Source organism: Paraburkholderia sediminicola, from assembly GCF_046026855.1.
Taxonomy (GTDB): Bacteria; Pseudomonadota; Gammaproteobacteria; order Burkholderiales; family Burkholderiaceae; genus Paraburkholderia; species Paraburkholderia sediminicola_A.
The window spans coordinates 66136-84254 of record NZ_JAQQET010000020.1 but is presented as its reverse complement, the minus strand read 5'-3'; the positions used below and the strand labels follow the sequence as shown (position 1 = coordinate 84254).

Here is an 18119-nt window from a genome sequence, read left to right as displayed (position 1 = left end):
ATTGATGAATCGAAAGATAGTGACGGATCAATTGCACACGACGGCGCAGGTCGCTGGTTTGCGGGCGCCGCGCCTTTTATGGTCTAATGACCTTCGACGAAACAGGGGTGCTTTGCCCACAGGCTGCGTGATTCGCACGCAGCGGCGGCGAGGCTGAGAGAGACCCTTTGCACCCGATCCGGGTAATACCGGCGCGGGAAGTTTCCGGAAGCAGCCAGTCTTCCATTCCCCGCCGGGCGGCGTCCGTCATTGGACACGTGTATTGCCCGGCCGGCCTCACCCGCCGGTTTCGTCCTGGGTACGTGCGTTTTTTGCCGTACGGAAAGGACTCGATGACCGCCTATTCTTCAGACATGTGTTTTGACTCTTGCCACGCTCTCGTCGGTTATGTCGGCGTGCCGTGCAGCTTTGGCTTTGCCTGCCATTGCTGTGCCGCGGAGCGCGCGCGATGACTCGTCTTGCGCAACCCGATTTCGCGGTGCTTGGCGGCGGCCTTTGCGGGCGTTTGGTCGCGTGGCGTCTCGCCGGCCAGGGGCATCGCGTCGCCCTCTATGAACGTGGCGACGCCGCCGGTTCGCAAGCGGCAGCCTGGGTCGCCGCAGCAATGCTGGCGCCGCTTGCCGAAGCCGCCAGTGCTGAACTGCTGATTACGCGCCTCGGTGCGAGTTCGCTCGAAACCTGGCCGCAAGTCCTCGCTGAATTGCCGGAACCGGTGTTCTTTCAGCGCAACGGCACGCTGGTCGTGTGGCATCACGCCGATCGCACCGAAGCGCCGTTGTTCGAACGCCGTGTACGCTCGAACGCGCCTGCTGAATTGCTCGACGGCGGCTTCGTGACGCTGGCGGGTGCCCAGGTCGGCGCTGCTGAACCCGCGTTGGCGGGTCGCTTCAACCAGGGCTGGCTGCTGCCGCGCGAAGGCCAACTGGATAACCGTCAGGTACTGTCTGCGCTGGCCGCGGGCCTTGCCGAGCGCGGTGTCGAAACGCACTGGAACACGCCGGTTGACGATCACGCTTTGCCGCCTGCGCGTGTCACGATCGACTGCCGGGGTTTGGGCGCGAAGCCCGTGCTGCCCACACTGCGCGGTATTCGCGGCGAAGTCGCTCGCGTGCATGCGCCGGGTATCAAGCTGACGCGGCCGGTGCGCCTGCTGCATCCGCGTTACCCGCTGTATATCGCGCCGAAGCCGGACGATCTCTACGTGATCGGCGCGACCGAGGTGGAAGGCGAGGACATGTCGCCGGTCAGCGTGCGCTCGGCGCTCGAGCTGTTGAGCGCGGCGTTTTCCGTGCATCCCGGCTTCGGCGAGGCACGCATCCTCGAACTGAATTCGCAGTGCCGTCCGACTTTGCCGGACCACCGTCCGGCCTTGCTGTGGGATGGCGCGCAGACACTGCGCGTGAACGGCCTGTACCGGCACGGCTACATGATCGTGCCCGAAGTCGCCGACGAAGCCGTGCGCTTCGCCGCAGCGCTGCTCGACGGCCGCATCGGCGATGCCGATGCCTTCGCCGACTGGCAAAGCGCCGCGCGCTGGAGCGAGCTGTTTCAACTGGATTCCACGCGGGAACCGGCGTGAGCGTTGCGCGTCTGCTGGTGAAATAACCGCAGGCAAACAAGCGAGCCGCACCGTTACCGCCATCGATTGAACTGTATTCGAACACTATGGACATTCATATCAATCAGAAGCCGTTGTCGCTGCCCGAAGGCGCGACTGTCGCCGATGCGCTCGCCGCGTTCGGCGCGCGTCCGCCGTTCGCGGTCGCGCTGAACGGTGATTTCGTCGCACGCACCCAACATGCGGCGCGCGCGCTGCGGCCGGGCGACAAGCTCGATGTCGTGCAACCCGTGGCCGGCGGCTAAATCCCGCGCCACGCATTGCCGGAGACCAGGACTATGCAAATGACTTCCCCCCAAACCGCCGACGCACTCACGCTCTACGGCCAAACTTTCGCGAGCCGCGTGCTGCTCGGCACCTCGCGCTATCCGTCGCTGCAGTCGCTGTCGGATTCGATCGACGCGGCCCGGCCCGGCATGGTGACCGTTGCGCTGCGCCGGCAGATGAACGAAGGCGGCGCCGGAGCCGGTTTCTTCGACCTGCTCAAGCGCCATGGTGTGCCGCTGCTGCCCAACACCGCCGGCTGTCTGACCATCGGCGAGGCGGTGACGACCGCGCATATGGCGCGCGAAATCTTCGAAACCGAGTGGATCAAGCTCGAACTGATCGGCGACGATTACACGTTGCAGCCCGACCCGATTGGGCTGATCGAGGCGGCTGCACAACTGATCAAGGACGGCTTCAAGGTGCTGCCGTATTGCACCGAAGATCTGGTGATCGGTCGCCGTCTGCTCGATGTGGGCTGTGAGGCGCTGATGCCGTGGGGCGCGCCGATCGGCACGGGTAAGGGCGTGATCAATCCGTATGGCCTGCGTGTGTTGCGCGAACGGCTGCCCGATGTACCGCTGATCGTCGACGCCGGCCTCGGTGTGCCATCGCACGCGGCGCAAGTGATGGAGTGGGGTTTCGACGGCGTGCTGCTGAACACCGCTGTGTCACAGGCGACGCACCCCGACGCGATGGCGCGCGCCTTCGCGCTGGGCGTCGAAGCGGGCCGCCAGGCTTTTCTGGCGGGGCCGATGGCCGAGCGCGAAAGTGCGCACGCGAGCACGCCGGTGGTCGGCATGCCGTTCTGGCATCAAGATGGGAGCGCCGCATGACGCAAACTTTGCCTTTGACTGGTCGCGACCTCTTCTGGCCGCCCGCCGATGAACTCACCGAAGCCGCCGAGCGGATCCGCGCCCGCCTGGGCGAGTGGCCGCCGACGCATGCGCCATGGCGCATCTGCCTGACCGCGCCGGACGCGCCGAACGGCGGGGACCTGATCGTCGTCGCCGACGCGCAGCAGCATGGCGAGCAGGTGGCGCGCTGGCAGGTGCAGGGCGCCGGCGTGATCGTCGCCGCGGAGTACACGGCGACGCTGCATTTGGGCGGCGAGAAATACGCTCTGGAAGGCCATCTGGCGGAAGACTGGATTCCCGCGCTGGCTGCGTTTCTGGACTGCGGCTTCGATCCGCATGACGCCCTGGTGCTGGCTCTGGCGTGGCGCGACGGCGACGAAACCAAAGCGGCCGACGCCTTTCCGGCCGATATCGCGCACTTCCCACGCCTCGCCGGTCTGCCGGCCGCGCCGGCGCAAGCGTTCGCGCGTTGCCCCGACCGGCTGGGACTGTATCCGGTGCTGCCGACCGCGGAGTGGGTCGAGCGCGTGGTGGGCTTTGGCGTGAAAACGGTCCAGTTGCGCCGCAAGTCCACCGAACCCGCCGACGAACTGAAGCGCGAAATCGCTCGCTGTGTCGCCGCGGGCCGTCAGCATGACGCCGAGGTTTTCATCAACGATCACTGGCAAGCCGCGCTGGAAGCAGGTGCCTACGGTGTCCACCTGGGGCAGGAAGACGTGCATACAGCCGATCTGTCGGCGCTCGCCACCGCCGGCATCCGGCTCGGTCTGTCGACGCACGGGTTCTACGAAATCCTGAAGGCACTGCATTTCCGGCCGAGCTACATTGCATTGGGCGCGGTGTTCCCAACCACCACCAAGGTGATGCCGACGGCGCCGCAGGGCCTCAAGCGTCTGGCGCGATATGTACGCCTGCTCGACGGCGTCGTGCCACTGGTGGCGATTGGCGGGATCGATCTGCAGGTGCTGCCCGACGTGCTGGCGACCGGTGTGGGCTGCGCGGCCGTCGTGCGCGCCGTGACCGAGGCCGCCGACCCGGCCGGCGCAGTTTCTGCGCTGCAACATGCGTTTACGCAATAATCGTCAAGTTCCGTAAAGGGACAGGGCACCTCACGGCAGCATTTCCATGATGGCCCTATAATTCGGCCTTCCGTGTAAAAGGACTGTCAGTTTCGTGTCTTCCTCCCCCGAGACCTTACTCGAGCTGCGCGACGTCGACTTCGGTTATGGCGACCGGCTCGTCCTGTCGAACCTGAATCTGCGCTTCAAGCGCGGCCAGGTCGTCGCGGTTATGGGCGGCTCGGGTTGCGGCAAGACCACGGTGCTGCGTCTGATTGGCGGTCTGGTGCGTGCCCAGCGCGGCCAGATCCTGTTCCAGGGCCAGGACATCGGCGCGCAAACCCGCGACGGCCTGTACGCGCTGCGCCGCAAGATGGGCATGCTGTTCCAGTTCGGTGCGTTGTTCACCGATATGTCGGTGTTCGAAAACGTCGCTTTTGCCCTGCGTGAGCACACCGACCTCCCCGAAGAACTGATTCGCGACCTCGTGTTGATGAAGCTCAATGCGGTCGGCTTGCGCGGCGCGCGTGACCTGGCGCCGTCGGAGATTTCGGGCGGCATGGCGCGGCGTGTAGCGCTGGCCCGCGCGATTGCGCTCGACCCCGAGCTGATGATGTACGACGAGCCGTTCGCCGGCCTCGATCCGATCTCGCTTGGCATCACCGCGAACCTGATTCGCGCGCTGAATCAGGCACTTGGCGCAACGTCGATCCTGGTCACGCACGACGTGCCGGAATCGTTCGCGATTGCCGATTACGTCTATTTTCTCGCCAACGGCGGGGTGCATGCCGAAGGTACGCCGGCTGAGTTGCGCGCGTCGACCGATGCTACGGTGCGCCAGTTCATCGACGGCGCGCCGGACGGTCCGTTCAAGTTCCACTATCCCAGCCAGACGCCGCTCGCGGCGGACTTCGGCATCGGCGGAGGTCAGTCATGATCAGTGCGCTTGGTCGCTCGGTGATCGGTGGGCTGGGCACGGCCGGCTACGCCACGCGGTTTTTCTTCCGGCTGCTGCTCGAATTTTTCCCGCTGCTGCGCCGGCCGCGCCTTGTCACGAAGCAGATCCACTTCGTGGGTAATTATTCGCTGGTGATCATTGCTGTTTCGGGGCTGTTCGTCGGCTTCGTGCTCGGCCTGCAGGGTTATTACACGCTGAATCGCTACGGTTCCGAGCAGGCATTGGGGCTGCTCGTCGCGCTTTCTCTCGTGCGCGAACTTGGGCCGGTGGTGACCGCGCTGTTGTTCGCGGGCCGCGCCGGCACGTCGCTGACGGCCGAAATCGGTTTGATGAAGGCGGGTGAGCAACTCACCGCGATGGAAATGATGGCGGTGGACCCGGTCAAGGTCGTGGTCGCGCCGCGCCTGTGGGCGGGCATCATTTCCATGCCAATTCTGGCCGCGATTTTCAGTGCGGTCGGCGTGTTCGGTGGTTATGTAGTGGGTGTGCTGCTGATCGGCGTCGACTCCGGCGCGTTCTGGTCGCAGATGCAAGGCGGCGTCGATGTCTGGCGCGATGTCGGCGCCGGGGTCATCAAGAGCGTGGTGTTCGGCCTCGCGGTGACCTTCGTGGCGCTGTTTCAGGGCTATGAAGCCAAGCCGACGCCGGAAGGCGTGTCGCGCGCCACGACCAAGACGGTCGTGTACGCGTCGCTTGCGGTGCTCGGCCTCGACTTTCTGCTAACAGCACTGATGTTCAGCTAAAACTGCGTTGCACGTTTCCGCTCAGCGGGCGCACCTCGGATTGCGCGTGACGGGAATGGAAGCAGCGTGGCGGATTCACTTTGGGATGACGATGAAAAAGACTGCTCTCGACTTCTGGGTCGGCCTGTTCGTGGTGTTGGGTTTCGTGGCGTTGCTGTTTCTCGCGCTGAAGGCCGGCAACATGAGCTCGTTGTCGTTTCAGGCAACGTACCCGGTCAAGCTCAAGTTCGACAATATCGGCGGACTGAAGGCGCGCGCACCGGTGAAGAGCGCGGGCGTGACGGTCGGCCGGGTTGCCTCGATCGGCTTTGACAGCAATGCGTATCAAGCTGTCGTCACGATCGATATCGACAAGCAATACCCGTTTCCGAAAGACACTTCGGCGAAGATCCTGACTTCGGGTCTGCTCGGCGAGCAATACATCGGGCTCGAACCTGGTGGCGACAGCGAGATGCTTAAAGCGGGTGACACAATTTCGATGACACAATCGGCGATCGTGCTCGAAAACCTGATCGGACAATTCCTGTATAGCAAGGCCGCGGACTCGGGCGCATCCAAGCCGGGCGCGGGTTCGGCCGCACCTGCGGCCGCCTCCGCCACGGCGCCCGCGCCGGCGGCGCCGACTCTGCCCGCCTCTGGCGCGGCCGGTCAATAAGGAGAATAAAAATGCAGACCATACGCATAAGGGGTGTGCGCACCGTCCAGATAGCGACGTTCGCGCTCGCGGTCGCTACGCTCGTCGGCTGCACGACCGTGCAGACGCCGACCAAGGGCGATCCGCTCGAGGGCTTGAACCGCACGATCTTCACCGTCAACGACAAGCTCGACCAGTACGCGCTGAAGCCAGTCGCGCAGGGCTATGTCTGGGCGACGCCGCAACCGGTGCGCGACAGCGTCACTAACTTCTTCTCGAACATCGGCGACGTCTACATCGCGGCGAACAACCTGCTGCAGTTGAAGATCACGGATGGCGTCGAAGACATCATGCGGATCGTGATCAATACAGTGTTCGGTGTCGGCGGTCTGTTCGACGTGGCGACGCTCGCCAAATTGCCCAAGCACGACAACGACCTCGGTCTCACGCTCGGTCACTACGGCGTGCCGGCGGGTCCGTACCTCGTGCTGCCGCTGTTTGGGCCGAGCACGTTGCGCGACGCGGTCGGCTCGATTGGCAACTACTATGTGAATCCGCTCAGCTACATTCATCCGGACGGTCTGAGCTGGGCGCTGTATGGTCTGAACGTGGTCAACACGCGCGCGAACCTGCTGAGCGCGAGCGGCTTGCTGGAAGGCGCCGCGCTCGACAAGTACTCGTTCGTGCGTAACGCGTATCTGCAACGCCGCCAGTATTTGCTGTCGGACGGTAAGCAATCGCAGGCGCTGCCGAACTACGGCGACGAAGCACCATTGCCGAAGTACGACGACGTCGATGGCGGCGCGGCTGCTGCGCCGGCAGGCGCTACGACCGGCGCGGCAGGCACGCAAGGTGCTGCTGCGAAGGCGGCGGCTGCCTCGGGTACGGCAGCGGCGACACCGCCGCAAGCTGCTTCGGCAACTGGAGCAACCACGGGCGCGACCGGCACAGCGGCTGCACCTGAAGCCGCCTCCGGCAGCTCTGAAACGCCGCCGCTCGACCTGAACGGCGGTCCGGAAACGACACAGATCCCGGCCGGTCAACTGGTGCCGCCAACGCGTTTCAACTTCCCGTCATTCAAATTGCGTTGATCGTGTGGCCGTAACAGATCGATACGACTCTCGCAGTTTGCGCATGGATTGCTGCTGAACTCGCGTGCTAATGTCGGCTCAAACGGGTGCACTATTTCTAAGGCAAGCAAGGTTCGATATGAAAAAACTATTCCTGATTCCGTTGTTCGCTGCGTTGTTTTCTTTCACGAGTGCCGGTGCATCGGCACAAACGGTCGATTCCAATTCGCCGGACGGCCTGATCAAGACGGTCACGCAGCAGGTGATCGACGCGGTGCGCGCCGACAAATCGATCCAGCAAGGCGATATTTCGCACATCACCCAGCTCGTCAACGAAAAAATCCTGCCGTACACGGATTTCCGCCGCACCACGCAACTGGCGATGGGCCGCAACTGGCGCACTGCGACGCCTGAGCAGCAGAACCAGGTGGTCGATCAGTTCAAGATGCTGCTGATCCGCACGTATTCGGGTGCGCTCGCGCAAGTACGCGACCAGCAGATCCAGTACAAGCCGTTCCGCATGAATCCGGACGACACCGATACCGTGGTGCGCTCGGTGGTGATGAACAACGGCTCGCCGATCGAACTCGACTACCGTCTGTACAAGACCCCGCAAGGCTGGCGCGTATATGACATCAACGTGCTCGGCGCATGGCTGATCCAGGCGTATCAGCAACAGTTCAACGAGCAGATCCAGCAGAAGGGTGTTGACGGACTGATTCAGTTCCTCACGCAGCGTAACCAGCAACTCGCCTCGGGCAAGCAGTCGTGAGCGAAGTGCTGAACGCCGTCGTAAGCCGCTTCGAAAGCGGCACGACACTGACCCACGAGAGCGCGAAAGCCGCGCTCGAGGCGGGCTTGCAGCGCATCGCTGCGGGCGCGAAGGGTGTAGATTGCGCGCCGCTCGCGCAATTCGATTCGTCCGCGCTTGCCATCCTGCTCGCGTGGGAGCGTGCCGCGCAGGCACGCGGCATCGCGTTCGAGATCGTCAACCTGCCGGCTGGTCTCGCCAGCCTCGCACAAGCCTACGGCGTCGACACCCTCCTCCCGGTGCGACATTGACGCTCCAATAGCGTCACTTCCAATCCCCCCGGCTGAGTCGGGGCTGCCGATTTTTGCCCTATAATCAAACGTTTTTTGGGGCATTTAACCGGCCCCAATTTCGTCCCTTCCAGTACTTTTGCGCCCCCTCAGGGCTCCTTTAGGCGCCGCGCCGCACGCGGCCCACAGTCATGTCAGCCATAGAAATTCGTAACGTCAAGAAGCGCTACAAAGATTTGCAAGCGCTCAAGGGCGTGAGCCTCACGGTGGAAGAAGGCGAGTTCTTCGGACTGCTCGGTCCGAACGGCGCGGGCAAGACGACGCTCATCAGCATACTCGCCGGTCTCGCGCGCGCCGATGAAGGCAGCATCGCGGTGCGCGGGCACGACGTAGTCAGCGATTTCCGCGACGCACGCCGGGCGCTCGGCGTAGTGCCACAGGAGCTCGTGTTCGATCCGTTCTTCACCGTGCGCGAAACCTTGCGCATCCAGTCCGGCTACTACGGGCTGCGCAATAACGACGCGTGGATCGACGAGATCATGGCCAATCTCGATCTCACCGACAAAGCCGACGCCAACATGCGCGCGCTGTCGGGCGGCATGAAGCGCCGCGTGCTCGTGGCGCAGGCGCTGGTGCACCGGCCGCCGGTGATCGTGCTGGATGAGCCGACTGCGGGCGTCGACGTCGAGTTGCGTCAAACCTTGTGGAAATTCATCTCGCGCCTGAATCGCGAGGGGCACACGATCGTGCTGACCACGCACTATCTGGAAGAAGCCGAATCGCTGTGCGACCGAATCGCGATGTTGCGGCGCGGCGAGGTCGTCGCGCTTGAGCGCACCAGCACGCTGCTGCAGCGTTTTGCCGGCATGCAACTGTTCCTGCGCTTCACGCAAGGCGCGCTGCCGGCCGAGCTGCGGCCGCTCGAAGTAGAAAGCGGCCCGGGCAATGGCAACGGCCGCCAGCATCTCCTGCGGCTCGCGAGCTACGACGACGTTGAGCGGATTCTCGCGCAGTGCCGCGCAGCGGGTTGTACATTCGAAGAAATCGAGGTCCGCAAAGCTGATCTCGAAGATGTGTTCGTTCAGGTGATGAACGGTCCGGAAGTGATCGAGGGGCTTGCATGAGCGGCTATGGTGGTTTCAGCACGCTGTTTTACAAAGAAATCCTGCGTTTCTGGAAGGTGTCGTTCCAGACCGTGCTGGCGCCGGTCATCACCGCGCTGCTGTATCTGACGATTTTCGGCCACGCGTTGCGCGGTCACGTTCAGGTCTATCCGGGCGTGGAGTACACGAGTTTCCTGATTCCTGGCCTCGTGATGATGAGCGTGTTGCAGAACTCGTTTGCGAATAGCTCGTCCTCGCTGATCCAGTCGAAGATCACCGGCAACCTGGTGTTCGTGCTGCTGCCGCCGTTGTCGCACTACGAGATGTTCGGTGCGTATGTGCTCGCCGCCGTGGCGCGCGGGTTGGCGGTCGGTTTCGGCGTGTTCATCGTGACGATCTGGTTCGTGCCGGTCAGTTTTAGCGCGCCGCTCTACATTATCGCGTTCGCGATTTTCGGCGCGGCGATCCTCGGCACGCTCGGTTTGATCGCCGGCATCTGGGCCGAAAAGTTCGATCAGCTTGCCGCATTTCAAAACTTTCTGATTATGCCGCTCACGTTCCTCTCGGGCGTGTTCTACTCGACGCATACGTTGCCACCGGTGTGGCGCGAAGTGTCGCGGCTCAATCCCTTTTTCTACATGATCGACGGCTTTCGCTACGGTTTCTTCGGGATGTCGGATATCAATCCGCTCGTGAGCCTCGCGATCGTTGCCGGTTTCTTTGTGGTGCTGGCCGTGGTGGCGATGCGCATGCTCGCCTCCGGCTACAAACTGCGCCACTGATCAGGAGCTTCTCTCATGTTGCCGACTCCCGAACAGGTCAAGCAATACATCGCGGCTGGGCTCGCTTGCCAGCATCTCGAAGTCGAGGGCGACGGTCAGCATTTCTTTGCGACGATCGTTTCGCCGAGCTTCGAAGGCAAGCGTCTGATCCAGCGCCATCAACTCGTGTACGCGGCGCTTGGCGACCGCATGCGCGAAGAAATCCACGCGCTCAGCATGAAAACGCTGACGCCCGCCGAATGGCAGAACGCGTAATCTGGAAATTTAGTGCGAATTACTCAAGAAAGGCGCGACGCCGGTAGCGGCGCGTCGAACACAGTCAAAGCAGACCCGTCTGAAGCCCGGGTCAATCAGGAACTGACAGGCATGGATAAACTCGTCATTGAAGGTGGCTACCCGTTGTCGGGTGAGGTCGTCGTCTCAGGTGCGAAGAACGCGGCGTTGCCGATCCTGTGCGCGAGTCTGCTCAGCGCGGAACCGGTCGATCTGGAAAACGTGCCCGACTTGCAGGACGTGCGCACGATGCTCAAGCTGCTTGGCCAGATGGGCGTGCGCATCGAGAGCGGTGAGGGGCGCGTGTCTCTGGATGCCTCGAAGGTCGACAACCTCGTCGCACCGTACGAGATGGTGAAGACCATGCGTGCGTCGATCCTGGTGCTGGGTCCGCTGGTCGCGCGCTTTGGTCATGCCAGGGTGTCGCTGCCGGGCGGCTGCGCAATCGGTGCACGCCCCGTAGATCAGCACATCAAGGGTCTGCAGGCCATGGGCGCCGAGATCACGATCGAGCATGGCTTCATCGAAGCGCGTGCTACGCGTCTGAAGGGCGCACGCATCGTGACCGACATGATTACCGTGACGGGCACCGAAAACCTGCTGATGGCGGCGGTGCTGGCCGAAGGTGAAACGGTTATCGAGAACGCGGCGCGTGAGCCGGAAGTCGGCGACCTCGCGCATCTGCTGGTCTCGATGGGCGCAAAGATCGAAGGTATCGGCACGGATCGCCTGGTGATCCAGGGCGTCGACAAGCTGCATGGCGCGAAGCACACGGTGATCCCGGACCGCATTGAAGCCGGCACGTTCCTGTGCGCAGTCGCGGCTGCGGGCGGTGACGTCACGCTGCGTCGCGTGCGCCCGCTGATCCTTGAGGCCGTCACCGAAAAGCTGCGTGAAGCCGGCGTCACGGTCGAAGAGGGCGACGACTGGATGCGCGTGCGTATGGACAAACGTCCGAGCGCCGTCAGCTTCCGCACGTCTGAATATCCGGCGTTCCCGACCGACATGCAGGCGCAGTTCATGGCGCTCAATACGATCGCGGACGGCACCTCGCAAGCCGTCGAGACGATCTTCGAGAACCGCTTCATGCACGTGCAGGAATTGAACCGCCTCGGCGCGAATATCACGATCGACGGCAACACCGCGCTCGTGACCGGCGTCGACAAGCTCTCCGGTGCGAAGGTGATGGCGACCGATCTGCGTGCCTCGGCAAGCCTGGTGATCGCCGCGTTGCGCGCCGAAGGCGAAACGCTGATCGACCGTATCTATCACCTGGATCGTGGTTACGACCGGATGGAGACCAAGCTCAACGCCATTGGCGCCAGGGTGCGCCGCATCGCCGGGAGCCAGGCATGAGTTCGATGCCGCAAACGTCGTCTTCGCCGGCCGTGAGTGCACCCCTTACGCTGGCATTGTCGAAAGGGCGTATCTTCGAAGAGACGTTGCCGCTACTCGCCGCGGCCGGCATTGAAGTTGCCGAAGATCCGGAAACTTCGCGCAAGCTGATCCTGCCCACTACGGACGCGAACGTGCGTGTGATCATCGTGCGCGCCACGGACGTGCCGACCTACGTCGAATACGGCGCCGCCGACTTCGGCGTGGCCGGCAAGGACGTGCTGCTCGAGCACGGCGGCAGCGGGCTGTATCAGCCGGTCGACCTGGATATCGCGCGTTGCCGGATGTCGGTCGCAGTGGCAGCCGGTTTCGACTACGCGAATGCGGTGCGCCAAGGCGCACGCCTGCGCGTGGCGACCAAGTACGTTGAAACCGCACGTGAGCACTTTGCCGCCAAGGGCGTGCACGTCGACCTGATCAAGCTATACGGTTCGATGGAACTGGCGCCGCTGGTTGGCCTCGCCGATGCGATCGTCGACCTGGTGAGTTCGGGCAATACCCTGCGTGCCAACAATCTTGTCGAGGTGGAGGAGATCATGCAGATTTCGTCGCGCCTCGTTGTGAACCAGGCGGCGCTGAAGCTTAAGCGCGCCGCGCTGCGGCCGATTCTCGATGCATTCGAACGCGCGTCGAAGGCCGGCACTGCGGCAGTCTGAATAGTTTGACCGCGCGCGTGGTCAAACTTTTAACGCGCGCCTTACCGAAACGGATACCCGTATGTCTATCAAGATTCGCAAACTCGATTCCAGCGCACCCGACTTTCAAAAGTCGCTGCACGCGGTGCTCGCGTTCGAGGCGAGCGAAGACGAAGCAATCGAGCGCTCGGTCGCGCAGATTCTGAACGACGTGAAGACACGCGGTGACGCTGCGGTGCTCGAGTACACGGGCCGCTTTGACCGTGTCGAGGCGAAGAGCGTCGGGGCGCTCGAGTTGCCGATGTCCGAACTCGAAGCGGCGCTCGAAGGCCTGGAGCCGAAGCGCCGTGCGGCGCTCGAAGCGGCGGCGGCGCGCGTGCGCGGTTACCACGAGAAGCAGAAGATCGAATGCGGCAGCCATAGCTGGCAATACACGGAGGCCGACGGCACCGTGCTCGGCCAGAAGGTCACACCGCTCGATCGCGCGGGTATCTATGTGCCGGGCGGCAAGGCGGCGTATCCGTCGTCGGTACTGATGAACGCGATTCCGGCACGCGTGGCCGGTGTACGCGAAATCGTCATGGTCGTGCCTACGCCGGATGGCGTGAAGAATCCGCTGGTGTTGGCGGCTGCATTGCTGGGCGGCGTGGATCGCGTGTTCACGATCGGCGGCGCGCAGGCAGTGGGCGCATTGGCCTATGGCACGGAAACGGTGCCCGCGGTCGACAAGATCTGCGGCCCGGGCAACGCTTATGTCGCGTCGGCCAAGCGCCGCGTGTTCGGCACCGTTGGGATCGACATGATCGCCGGGCCGTCGGAAATTCTCGTGCTGTGCGACGGCACGACCGACCCGCGCTGGATCGCGATGGACCTGTTCTCGCAAGCCGAGCACGACGAGCTCGCGCAATCCATCCTGCTGTGCCCGGACGATGCATTCATCGCCCGCGTGCGCGACGCGATCAACGAGTTGCTTCCGACCATGCCGCGTCAGGACGTGATCCGCGCATCGCTCGAAGGACGCGGTGCGCTGATCAAGGTGCGCGATATGGCTGAAGCCTGCTCGATCGCCAACGACATCGCGCCGGAACACCTCGAAATCTCCGCGCTGGAACCGCATCAATGGGGTCAGCTGATCCGCCATGCCGGTGCGATCTTCCTCGGCCGCTACACCAGCGAAAGCCTCGGCGACTACTGCGCGGGCCCGAACCACGTGTTGCCTACGTCTCGTACCGCACGGTTCTCGTCACCTTTGGGCGTCTATGATTTCTTCAAGCGTTCAAGCGTGATCGAAGTCAGTGCGGAAGGCGCGCAGACGCTCGGCGAGATCGCCGCTGAACTCGCCTACGGCGAAGGCCTGCAGGCGCATGCCCGCAGCGCCGAATACCGGATGCGTCAGAACGGCTGAAGGTGAGGCACAAGCGCCTGAATGCGGCGAATCCGATGATGGAGCAAGCGGGCGCGAACTGACGCCCGCGAACCTCACCGACGGATTTCGCGCGTTTCCCCGTTAAATAACGACAATACAGACCAACCTGGAACGGCCGGCGTGCCGCCGGTGCCAGGCCGGATTCTCCCTTGCGGCCCGGTCCGCTGACTTATGACGACACCTCAAGACATCATCCGCCGCGACGTGCTCGCGATGACGAGCTATCCGGTTCCGGACGCTACGGGTTATATCAAGCTTGACGCGATGGAAAATCCGTTTCCGTTGCCGCCGGTGCTCGCCGCGCATCTGGGGGAGCACCTGGCCGGCGTCGCGCTAAACCGTTACCCCGCGCCGCGCCCGGAAGCGCTGATCGAAAAGATCAAGCGCGTGATGGCCGTGCCCACGGGTTGTGACGTGCTGCTCGGCAACGGCTCGGATGAAATCATCAGCATGGTGTCCGTGGCGTGCGCGAAGCCGGGCGCCAAGGTGCTCGCGCCGGTCCCGGGTTTCGTGATGTATCAGATGTCGGCGAAGCTCGCGAATCTGGAATTCATCGGCGTGCCGCTGAAGCCCGATTTCACGCTCGACACCGAAGCGATGCTGGCGGCGATTGCCGAGCATGAACCGGCGATCGTCTATCTGGCCTATCCGAACAACCCGACCGGCACGTTGTACGACGACGCGGACATGGAGCGCATCATCGCCGCGGCGAACCAAAGCCTCGTGGTGATCGACGAGGCGTATCAGCCGTTTGCCCAGCAAAGCTGGCTGCCGCGCGCCGATGCGTTCGACAACGTCGTTGTGATGCGTACCGTGTCCAAGCTCGGTCTGGCCGGCATCCGCCTCGGTTACCTGGTCGGTAAGCCCGCCTGGCTCACCGAATTCGATAAGGTGCGGCCGCCCTACAACACCAATGTGCTGACGCAAGCCGCCGCCGATTTCCTGCTCGACCACGTCGACGTGCTCGACGCTCAGGCCCAGCAACTGCGCGAAGAGCGCACGAAACTTGCGCACGCGGTGGCCCAATTGTCGGGTGCCGAAGTGTTCCCGAGCGCCGGTAACTTCCTGCTGGTGCGTGTGCCGGATGCATCCGTTATGTTCGAAACGCTGCTGGCAGCACGGGTTTTGATCAAAAACGTGAGTAAAATGCACCCATTGCTGGTCAATTGCGTGCGTTTGACGGTCGGTTCGCCCGAAGAAAACGCCCAGTTGATCGCCGGACTGAAACTCGTGTTGCACTGAACGGCGTGCCGAATGGCCGTGAGCGCTTTTCCGCCCAGCGGACAAGCGCGCGCGGCCCGCCGTGTTCCCATCCCACACTACTATCGCTTTCTAGCTAGATTCGAGGAATTACCATGCGCCTTGCGGAAGTCGTTCGCAACACAAGCGAAACGCAGATCCGTGTGAAGATCAATCTGGACGGCACCGGTCAGCAGAAGCTGGCCACCGGTGTGCCGTTCCTTGATCACATGCTCGACCAGATCGCACGGCACGGATTGTTCGATCTCGACATCGAAGCGCATGGCGACCTCGAAATCGACGACCACCATACGGTTGAAGACGTCGGCATCACGCTCGGCCAAGCCGTTGCGAAGGCAATCGGCGACCGCAAGGGCATCCGCCGCTACGGCCATTCTTACGTACCGCTCGACGAAGCGCTGTCGCGCGTCGTGATCGATTTTTCCGGCCGTCCGGGCCTCGAATTCCATGTGCCGTTCACGCGCGCGCGTATCGGTACGTTCGACGTCGATCTCTCCATCGAATTTTTCCGCGGCTTCGTGAATCACGCCGGCGTCACGCTGCATATCGACAACCTGCGCGGCCTGAACGCCCATCATCAGATGGAAACGGTGTTCAAGGCGTTCGGGCGTGCGTTGCGCATGGCCGTCGAACTGGACGAACGCGCGGCGGGGCAGATTCCGTCGACCAAGGGCAGCCTTTAAGCGCTCATTTACCCGCTTATTGACCGGCTCATTGACCGGCTCATTGACCGGAATTAGAACCAGGACCGGCCGCTTGCGCGTGCCCGGTGTGCGATGGACATTCTGAAGTCGTTTATTTCGCTGCTGGCGCTGATCAACCCGGTCGGCGCCATCCCGTTCTTCATGAGCCTCACTGCGCTTCAGAGCGACGTAGAGCGGCGCAGAACCATCCGTATCGCGGCGATTTCGGTGTTCTGCGTGATCGCGGTGACCACGCTGCTCGGACAGCAGATCATCAGTTTCTTTGGCATTTCGGTCGGGTCGCTCGAAGTGGGTGGTGGGATCATCATGCTGCTGATGGCGATCAACATGCTGAACGCGCAGATTGGCAACAGCCGTTCGACGCCGGAAGAGCGCCATGAAGCCGAGCAGAAGGACAATATCGCGGTCGTGCCGCTGGCGATCCCGCTGTTGACCGGCCCGGGCGCGATCAGCACCACGATCATCTACGCCGCCGGCTCGACGCATTGGTACGACCGGCTGAGCCTTGTCGCAATCGGCGCGGTGCTGGCGGCCATCTGTTTTTTTTCGCTGCGGCTCGCTGAACCGATTGCTCGCTGGGTAGGTCGCACAGGTATCAATATCGGTACGCGGCTCATGGGTTTGATGTTATCGGCGCTGGCGGTGGAATTCATCGTCGACGGATTGAAGGCATTGCTGCCTAACTTGAAATGAAAACTTCGATAGCGATTGTGGATTACGGAATGGGCAACCTCCGCTCGGTTGCTCAGGCATTGCGCCACGCCGCGCCAGAGGCGGACGTGGCGATCGTCGACCAGCCCGAGGCAATCCGCTCGGCCGACCGCGTGGTGCTGCCCGGCCAGGGTGCGATGCCCGACTGCATGCGCAGCCTGGCCGAATCCGGCTTGCAGGAAGCGCTCATTGAAGCCGCGCGCACCAAGCCGCTGATGGGCGTGTGCGTCGGCGAGCAGATGCTGTTCGACTGGAGCGCCGAGGGCAGCACGCCCGGTTTGGGCCTATTGCCCGGCAAGGTGTTGCGCTTCGACCTGGAAGGTCAGGTGCAGGACGACGGCTCGCGCTTCAAGGTCCCGCAAATGGGCTGGAACCGCGTGCGTCAGGCCCAGCCGCATCCTCTGTGGGAGGGCGTCGCGGATAACGCGTTCTTCTACTTCGTGCACAGCTATTACGTCGTACCGGACAACGCCGCCCATACATCGGGCGAAACGGTGTACGGTGTGCCCTTTACCTCGGCGGTGGCGCGGGATAACATCTTCGCGACCCAATTCCACCCGGAAAAGAGCGCCGAAGCGGGGCTGCGCGTATATCGCAACTTCGTGCACTGGAACCCGTGAGCGCCTTTCTTCATCCTGTTGCCGTGCGCCGTTCCGCCACAAGTGGAGCGTCGACCGTGCGCCATGACCGCAGCAAGACGATTTCACTCCAATACGGCGCTCCGCAAGGGCGTCGAAAGAGTTGTACTAAACTAGCGAAACGGCGTTGTGGTGGGCTGGTTTGTCAGCCGCTGCCGCCGACCTTCAACCACCTCCCAGACAACACCCGATTGCTATGCTGCTGATTCCCGCCATCGACCTGAAAGATGGTCACTGTGTACGCCTCAAACAGGGCGATATGGACCAGGTGACGATATTTTCCGAGGAACCGGCGGCGATGGCCCGACATTGGGTCGACCGCGGCGCCCGGCGTCTGCACCTCGTCGACCTGAACGGCGCGTTCGCCGGCAAGCCGAAAAACGAAGACGCGATCCGCGCGATCATCGAGGAAGTGGGCGGCGCGATTCCCGTCCAGCTGGGCGGTGGTATCCGCGACCTGAACACGATCGAGCGTTATCTGGACGACGGTTTGTCGTACGTCATCATCGGCACGGCTGCGGTGAAGAATCCGGGCTTTTTGCAGGATGCGTGCACGGCTTTCGGCGGCCATATCATCGTCGGCCTGGATGCGAAAGACGGCAAGGTTGCCACCGACGGCTGGAGCAAGCTGACCGGCCACGAAGTGGCTGATCTGGCGCGCAAGTTCGAGGATTACGGCTGCGAGTCGATCATCTACACCGACATCGGCCGCGACGGCATGCTGCAAGGCATTAACATCGAAGCGACGGTGCGGCTCGCGCGCGCGGTGAAGATTCCGGTGATCGCGAGCGGCGGGCTGTCGAACCTCGCGGACATCGAGTCGCTGTGCGAAGTCGAGGGCGAGGGCATCGAAGGTGTGATCTGCGGCCGGGCGATCTACTCGGGCGATCTGGACTTCACGGCTGCGCAGACCCTCGCGGACCGGCTGCGCGAATCGGACGACGCTTAA

At 63.0% G+C, this 18119-nt stretch carries 21 protein-coding genes and 1 riboswitch; all 21 genes read left to right on the top strand.

Going from position 1 to position 18119, the window contains the following annotated elements; translation table 11 throughout:
• The first annotated feature begins 93 nt into the window (after positions 1–93).
• Positions 94–217, top strand: a riboswitch (TPP riboswitch).
• A 231-nt stretch (positions 218–448) separates the two neighbouring features.
• Complete coding sequence (locus tag PQR40_RS22290; RefSeq protein WP_408236044.1) at positions 449–1579, top strand: FAD-dependent oxidoreductase; 1131 nt, start codon at positions 449–451, stop codon at positions 1577–1579.
• Positions 1580–1665: 86 nt separating this feature from the next.
• Positions 1666–1863, top strand: coding sequence for a sulfur carrier protein ThiS (gene thiS / locus PQR40_RS22285; RefSeq protein ID WP_408236041.1), 198 nt, complete (start codon positions 1666–1668; stop codon positions 1861–1863).
• Between the two features lie 39 nt (positions 1864–1902).
• On the top strand, positions 1903–2718 hold the full coding sequence (locus tag PQR40_RS22280; RefSeq protein ID WP_408509888.1) for a thiazole synthase: 816 nt from the start codon (positions 1903–1905) through the stop codon (positions 2716–2718).
• A complete protein-coding gene (gene thiE, locus PQR40_RS22275; protein ID WP_408509887.1) occupies positions 2715–3818 on the top strand; it encodes a thiamine phosphate synthase in 1104 nt (367 codons plus the stop codon). The genes PQR40_RS22280 and thiE overlap by 4 nt, the downstream gene beginning before the upstream one ends.
• Before the next feature lie 94 nt (positions 3819–3912).
• Positions 3913–4734 carry an ABC transporter ATP-binding protein gene (locus tag PQR40_RS22270; protein ID WP_408216801.1) on the top strand — a complete coding sequence of 274 codons (822 nt, stop codon included), beginning with the start codon at positions 3913–3915 and terminating at the stop codon, positions 4732–4734.
• Positions 4731–5498, top strand: a complete 768-nt coding sequence (gene mlaE, locus PQR40_RS22265) for a lipid asymmetry maintenance ABC transporter permease subunit MlaE (RefSeq protein ID WP_201079580.1) — start codon at positions 4731–4733, stop codon at positions 5496–5498. Before PQR40_RS22270 ends, mlaE begins: the two co-directional genes overlap by 4 nt.
• A gap of 91 nt (positions 5499–5589) precedes the next feature.
• Positions 5590–6153 carry an outer membrane lipid asymmetry maintenance protein MlaD gene (mlaD, locus tag PQR40_RS22260; RefSeq protein ID WP_408236036.1) on the top strand — a complete coding sequence of 188 codons (564 nt, stop codon included), beginning with the start codon at positions 5590–5592 and terminating at the stop codon, positions 6151–6153.
• Positions 6154–6164: 11 nt separating this feature from the next.
• Entirely contained in the window at positions 6165–7223 is a 1059-nt protein-coding gene (locus tag PQR40_RS22255; protein ID WP_408509886.1) for an MlaA family lipoprotein, read from the top strand.
• 118 nt (positions 7224–7341) lie between these two features.
• Positions 7342–7974 carry an MlaC/ttg2D family ABC transporter substrate-binding protein gene (locus PQR40_RS22250; protein WP_408236030.1) on the top strand — a complete coding sequence of 211 codons (633 nt, stop codon included), beginning with the start codon at positions 7342–7344 and terminating at the stop codon, positions 7972–7974.
• Positions 7971–8264 carry an STAS domain-containing protein gene (locus tag PQR40_RS22245; protein ID WP_408509885.1) on the top strand — a complete coding sequence of 98 codons (294 nt, stop codon included), beginning with the start codon at positions 7971–7973 and terminating at the stop codon, positions 8262–8264. Before PQR40_RS22250 ends, PQR40_RS22245 begins: the two co-directional genes overlap by 4 nt.
• A 170-nt stretch (positions 8265–8434) precedes the next feature.
• Complete coding sequence (locus tag PQR40_RS22240; protein ID WP_408236024.1) at positions 8435–9367, top strand: ABC transporter ATP-binding protein; 933 nt, start codon at positions 8435–8437, stop codon at positions 9365–9367.
• A complete protein-coding gene (locus tag PQR40_RS22235; RefSeq protein WP_325044364.1) occupies positions 9364–10128 on the top strand; it encodes an ABC transporter permease in 765 nt (254 codons plus the stop codon). The genes PQR40_RS22240 and PQR40_RS22235 overlap by 4 nt, the downstream gene beginning before the upstream one ends.
• Positions 10129–10143: 15 nt before the next feature.
• On the top strand, positions 10144–10383 hold the full coding sequence (locus PQR40_RS22230) for a BolA family protein (protein WP_006052280.1): 240 nt from the start codon (positions 10144–10146) through the stop codon (positions 10381–10383).
• Positions 10384–10494: 111 nt separating this feature from the next.
• Positions 10495–11757: a UDP-N-acetylglucosamine 1-carboxyvinyltransferase gene (murA, locus tag PQR40_RS22225; RefSeq protein WP_494471433.1), complete on the top strand. Its 1263-nt coding sequence runs from the start codon at positions 10495–10497 to the stop codon at positions 11755–11757.
• Positions 11754–12452, top strand: a complete 699-nt coding sequence (hisG, locus tag PQR40_RS22220) for an ATP phosphoribosyltransferase (protein WP_408236018.1) — start codon at positions 11754–11756, stop codon at positions 12450–12452. Before murA ends, hisG begins: the two co-directional genes overlap by 4 nt.
• A gap of 61 nt (positions 12453–12513) precedes the next feature.
• Complete coding sequence (gene hisD, locus PQR40_RS22215) at positions 12514–13836, top strand: histidinol dehydrogenase (protein ID WP_408236015.1); 1323 nt, start codon at positions 12514–12516, stop codon at positions 13834–13836.
• A 192-nt stretch (positions 13837–14028) separates the two neighbouring features.
• Positions 14029–15099 carry a histidinol-phosphate transaminase gene (gene hisC / locus PQR40_RS22210; protein WP_408509884.1) on the top strand — a complete coding sequence of 357 codons (1071 nt, stop codon included), beginning with the start codon at positions 14029–14031 and terminating at the stop codon, positions 15097–15099.
• Between the two features lie 113 nt (positions 15100–15212).
• The gene (gene hisB / locus PQR40_RS22205; RefSeq protein WP_408236010.1) at positions 15213–15800 is read left to right on the top strand and encodes an imidazoleglycerol-phosphate dehydratase HisB; all 588 of its coding nucleotides are present in this window, start codon (positions 15213–15215) and stop codon (positions 15798–15800) included.
• A gap of 93 nt (positions 15801–15893) precedes the next feature.
• On the top strand, positions 15894–16514 hold the full coding sequence (locus PQR40_RS22200; protein WP_325044358.1) for a MarC family protein: 621 nt from the start codon (positions 15894–15896) through the stop codon (positions 16512–16514).
• The gene (hisH, locus tag PQR40_RS22195) at positions 16511–17152 is read left to right on the top strand and encodes an imidazole glycerol phosphate synthase subunit HisH (RefSeq protein ID WP_408236007.1); all 642 of its coding nucleotides are present in this window, start codon (positions 16511–16513) and stop codon (positions 17150–17152) included. Before PQR40_RS22200 ends, hisH begins: the two co-directional genes overlap by 4 nt.
• Positions 17153–17366: 214 nt before the next feature.
• Positions 17367–18119 (top strand): 1-(5-phosphoribosyl)-5-[(5-phosphoribosylamino)methylideneamino]imidazole-4-carboxamide isomerase, encoded by a 753-nt coding sequence (gene hisA, locus PQR40_RS22190; protein ID WP_408236004.1) that lies wholly within the window; start codon positions 17367–17369, stop codon positions 18117–18119.

Bases quoted from the DNA above. Each gene is read 5' to 3' on its own strand.
- hisB (WP_408236010.1), top strand. From the start codon at position 15,213: ATGCGCCTTGCGGAAGTCGTTCGCAACACAAGCGAAACGCAGATCCGT.
- murA (WP_494471433.1), top strand. From the start codon at position 10,495: ATGGATAAACTCGTCATTGAAGGTGGCTACCCGTTGTCGGGTGAGGTC.
- hisG (WP_408236018.1), top strand. From the start codon at position 11,754: ATGAGTTCGATGCCGCAAACGTCGTCTTCGCCGGCCGTGAGTGCACCC.
- PQR40_RS22240 (WP_408236024.1), top strand. From the start codon at position 8,435: ATGTCAGCCATAGAAATTCGTAACGTCAAGAAGCGCTACAAAGATTTG.
- mlaE (WP_201079580.1), top strand. From the start codon at position 4,731: ATGATCAGTGCGCTTGGTCGCTCGGTGATCGGTGGGCTGGGCACGGCC.
- PQR40_RS22280 (WP_408509888.1), top strand. From the start codon at position 1,903: ATGACTTCCCCCCAAACCGCCGACGCACTCACGCTCTACGGCCAAACT.
- PQR40_RS22200 (WP_325044358.1), top strand. From the start codon at position 15,894: ATGGACATTCTGAAGTCGTTTATTTCGCTGCTGGCGCTGATCAACCCG.
- mlaD (WP_408236036.1), top strand. From the start codon at position 5,590: ATGAAAAAGACTGCTCTCGACTTCTGGGTCGGCCTGTTCGTGGTGTTG.
- hisA (WP_408236004.1), top strand. From the start codon at position 17,367: ATGCTGCTGATTCCCGCCATCGACCTGAAAGATGGTCACTGTGTACGC.
- hisC (WP_408509884.1), top strand. From the start codon at position 14,029: ATGACGACACCTCAAGACATCATCCGCCGCGACGTGCTCGCGATGACG.
- thiE (WP_408509887.1), top strand. From the start codon at position 2,715: ATGACGCAAACTTTGCCTTTGACTGGTCGCGACCTCTTCTGGCCGCCC.
- PQR40_RS22255 (WP_408509886.1), top strand. From the start codon at position 6,165: ATGCAGACCATACGCATAAGGGGTGTGCGCACCGTCCAGATAGCGACG.
- thiS (WP_408236041.1), top strand. From the start codon at position 1,666: ATGGACATTCATATCAATCAGAAGCCGTTGTCGCTGCCCGAAGGCGCG.
- PQR40_RS22250 (WP_408236030.1), top strand. From the start codon at position 7,342: ATGAAAAAACTATTCCTGATTCCGTTGTTCGCTGCGTTGTTTTCTTTC.
- PQR40_RS22235 (WP_325044364.1), top strand. From the start codon at position 9,364: ATGAGCGGCTATGGTGGTTTCAGCACGCTGTTTTACAAAGAAATCCTG.
- PQR40_RS22290 (WP_408236044.1), top strand. From the start codon at position 449: ATGACTCGTCTTGCGCAACCCGATTTCGCGGTGCTTGGCGGCGGCCTT.
- PQR40_RS22230 (WP_006052280.1), top strand. From the start codon at position 10,144: ATGTTGCCGACTCCCGAACAGGTCAAGCAATACATCGCGGCTGGGCTC.
- hisD (WP_408236015.1), top strand. From the start codon at position 12,514: ATGTCTATCAAGATTCGCAAACTCGATTCCAGCGCACCCGACTTTCAA.
- hisH (WP_408236007.1), top strand. From the start codon at position 16,511: ATGAAAACTTCGATAGCGATTGTGGATTACGGAATGGGCAACCTCCGC.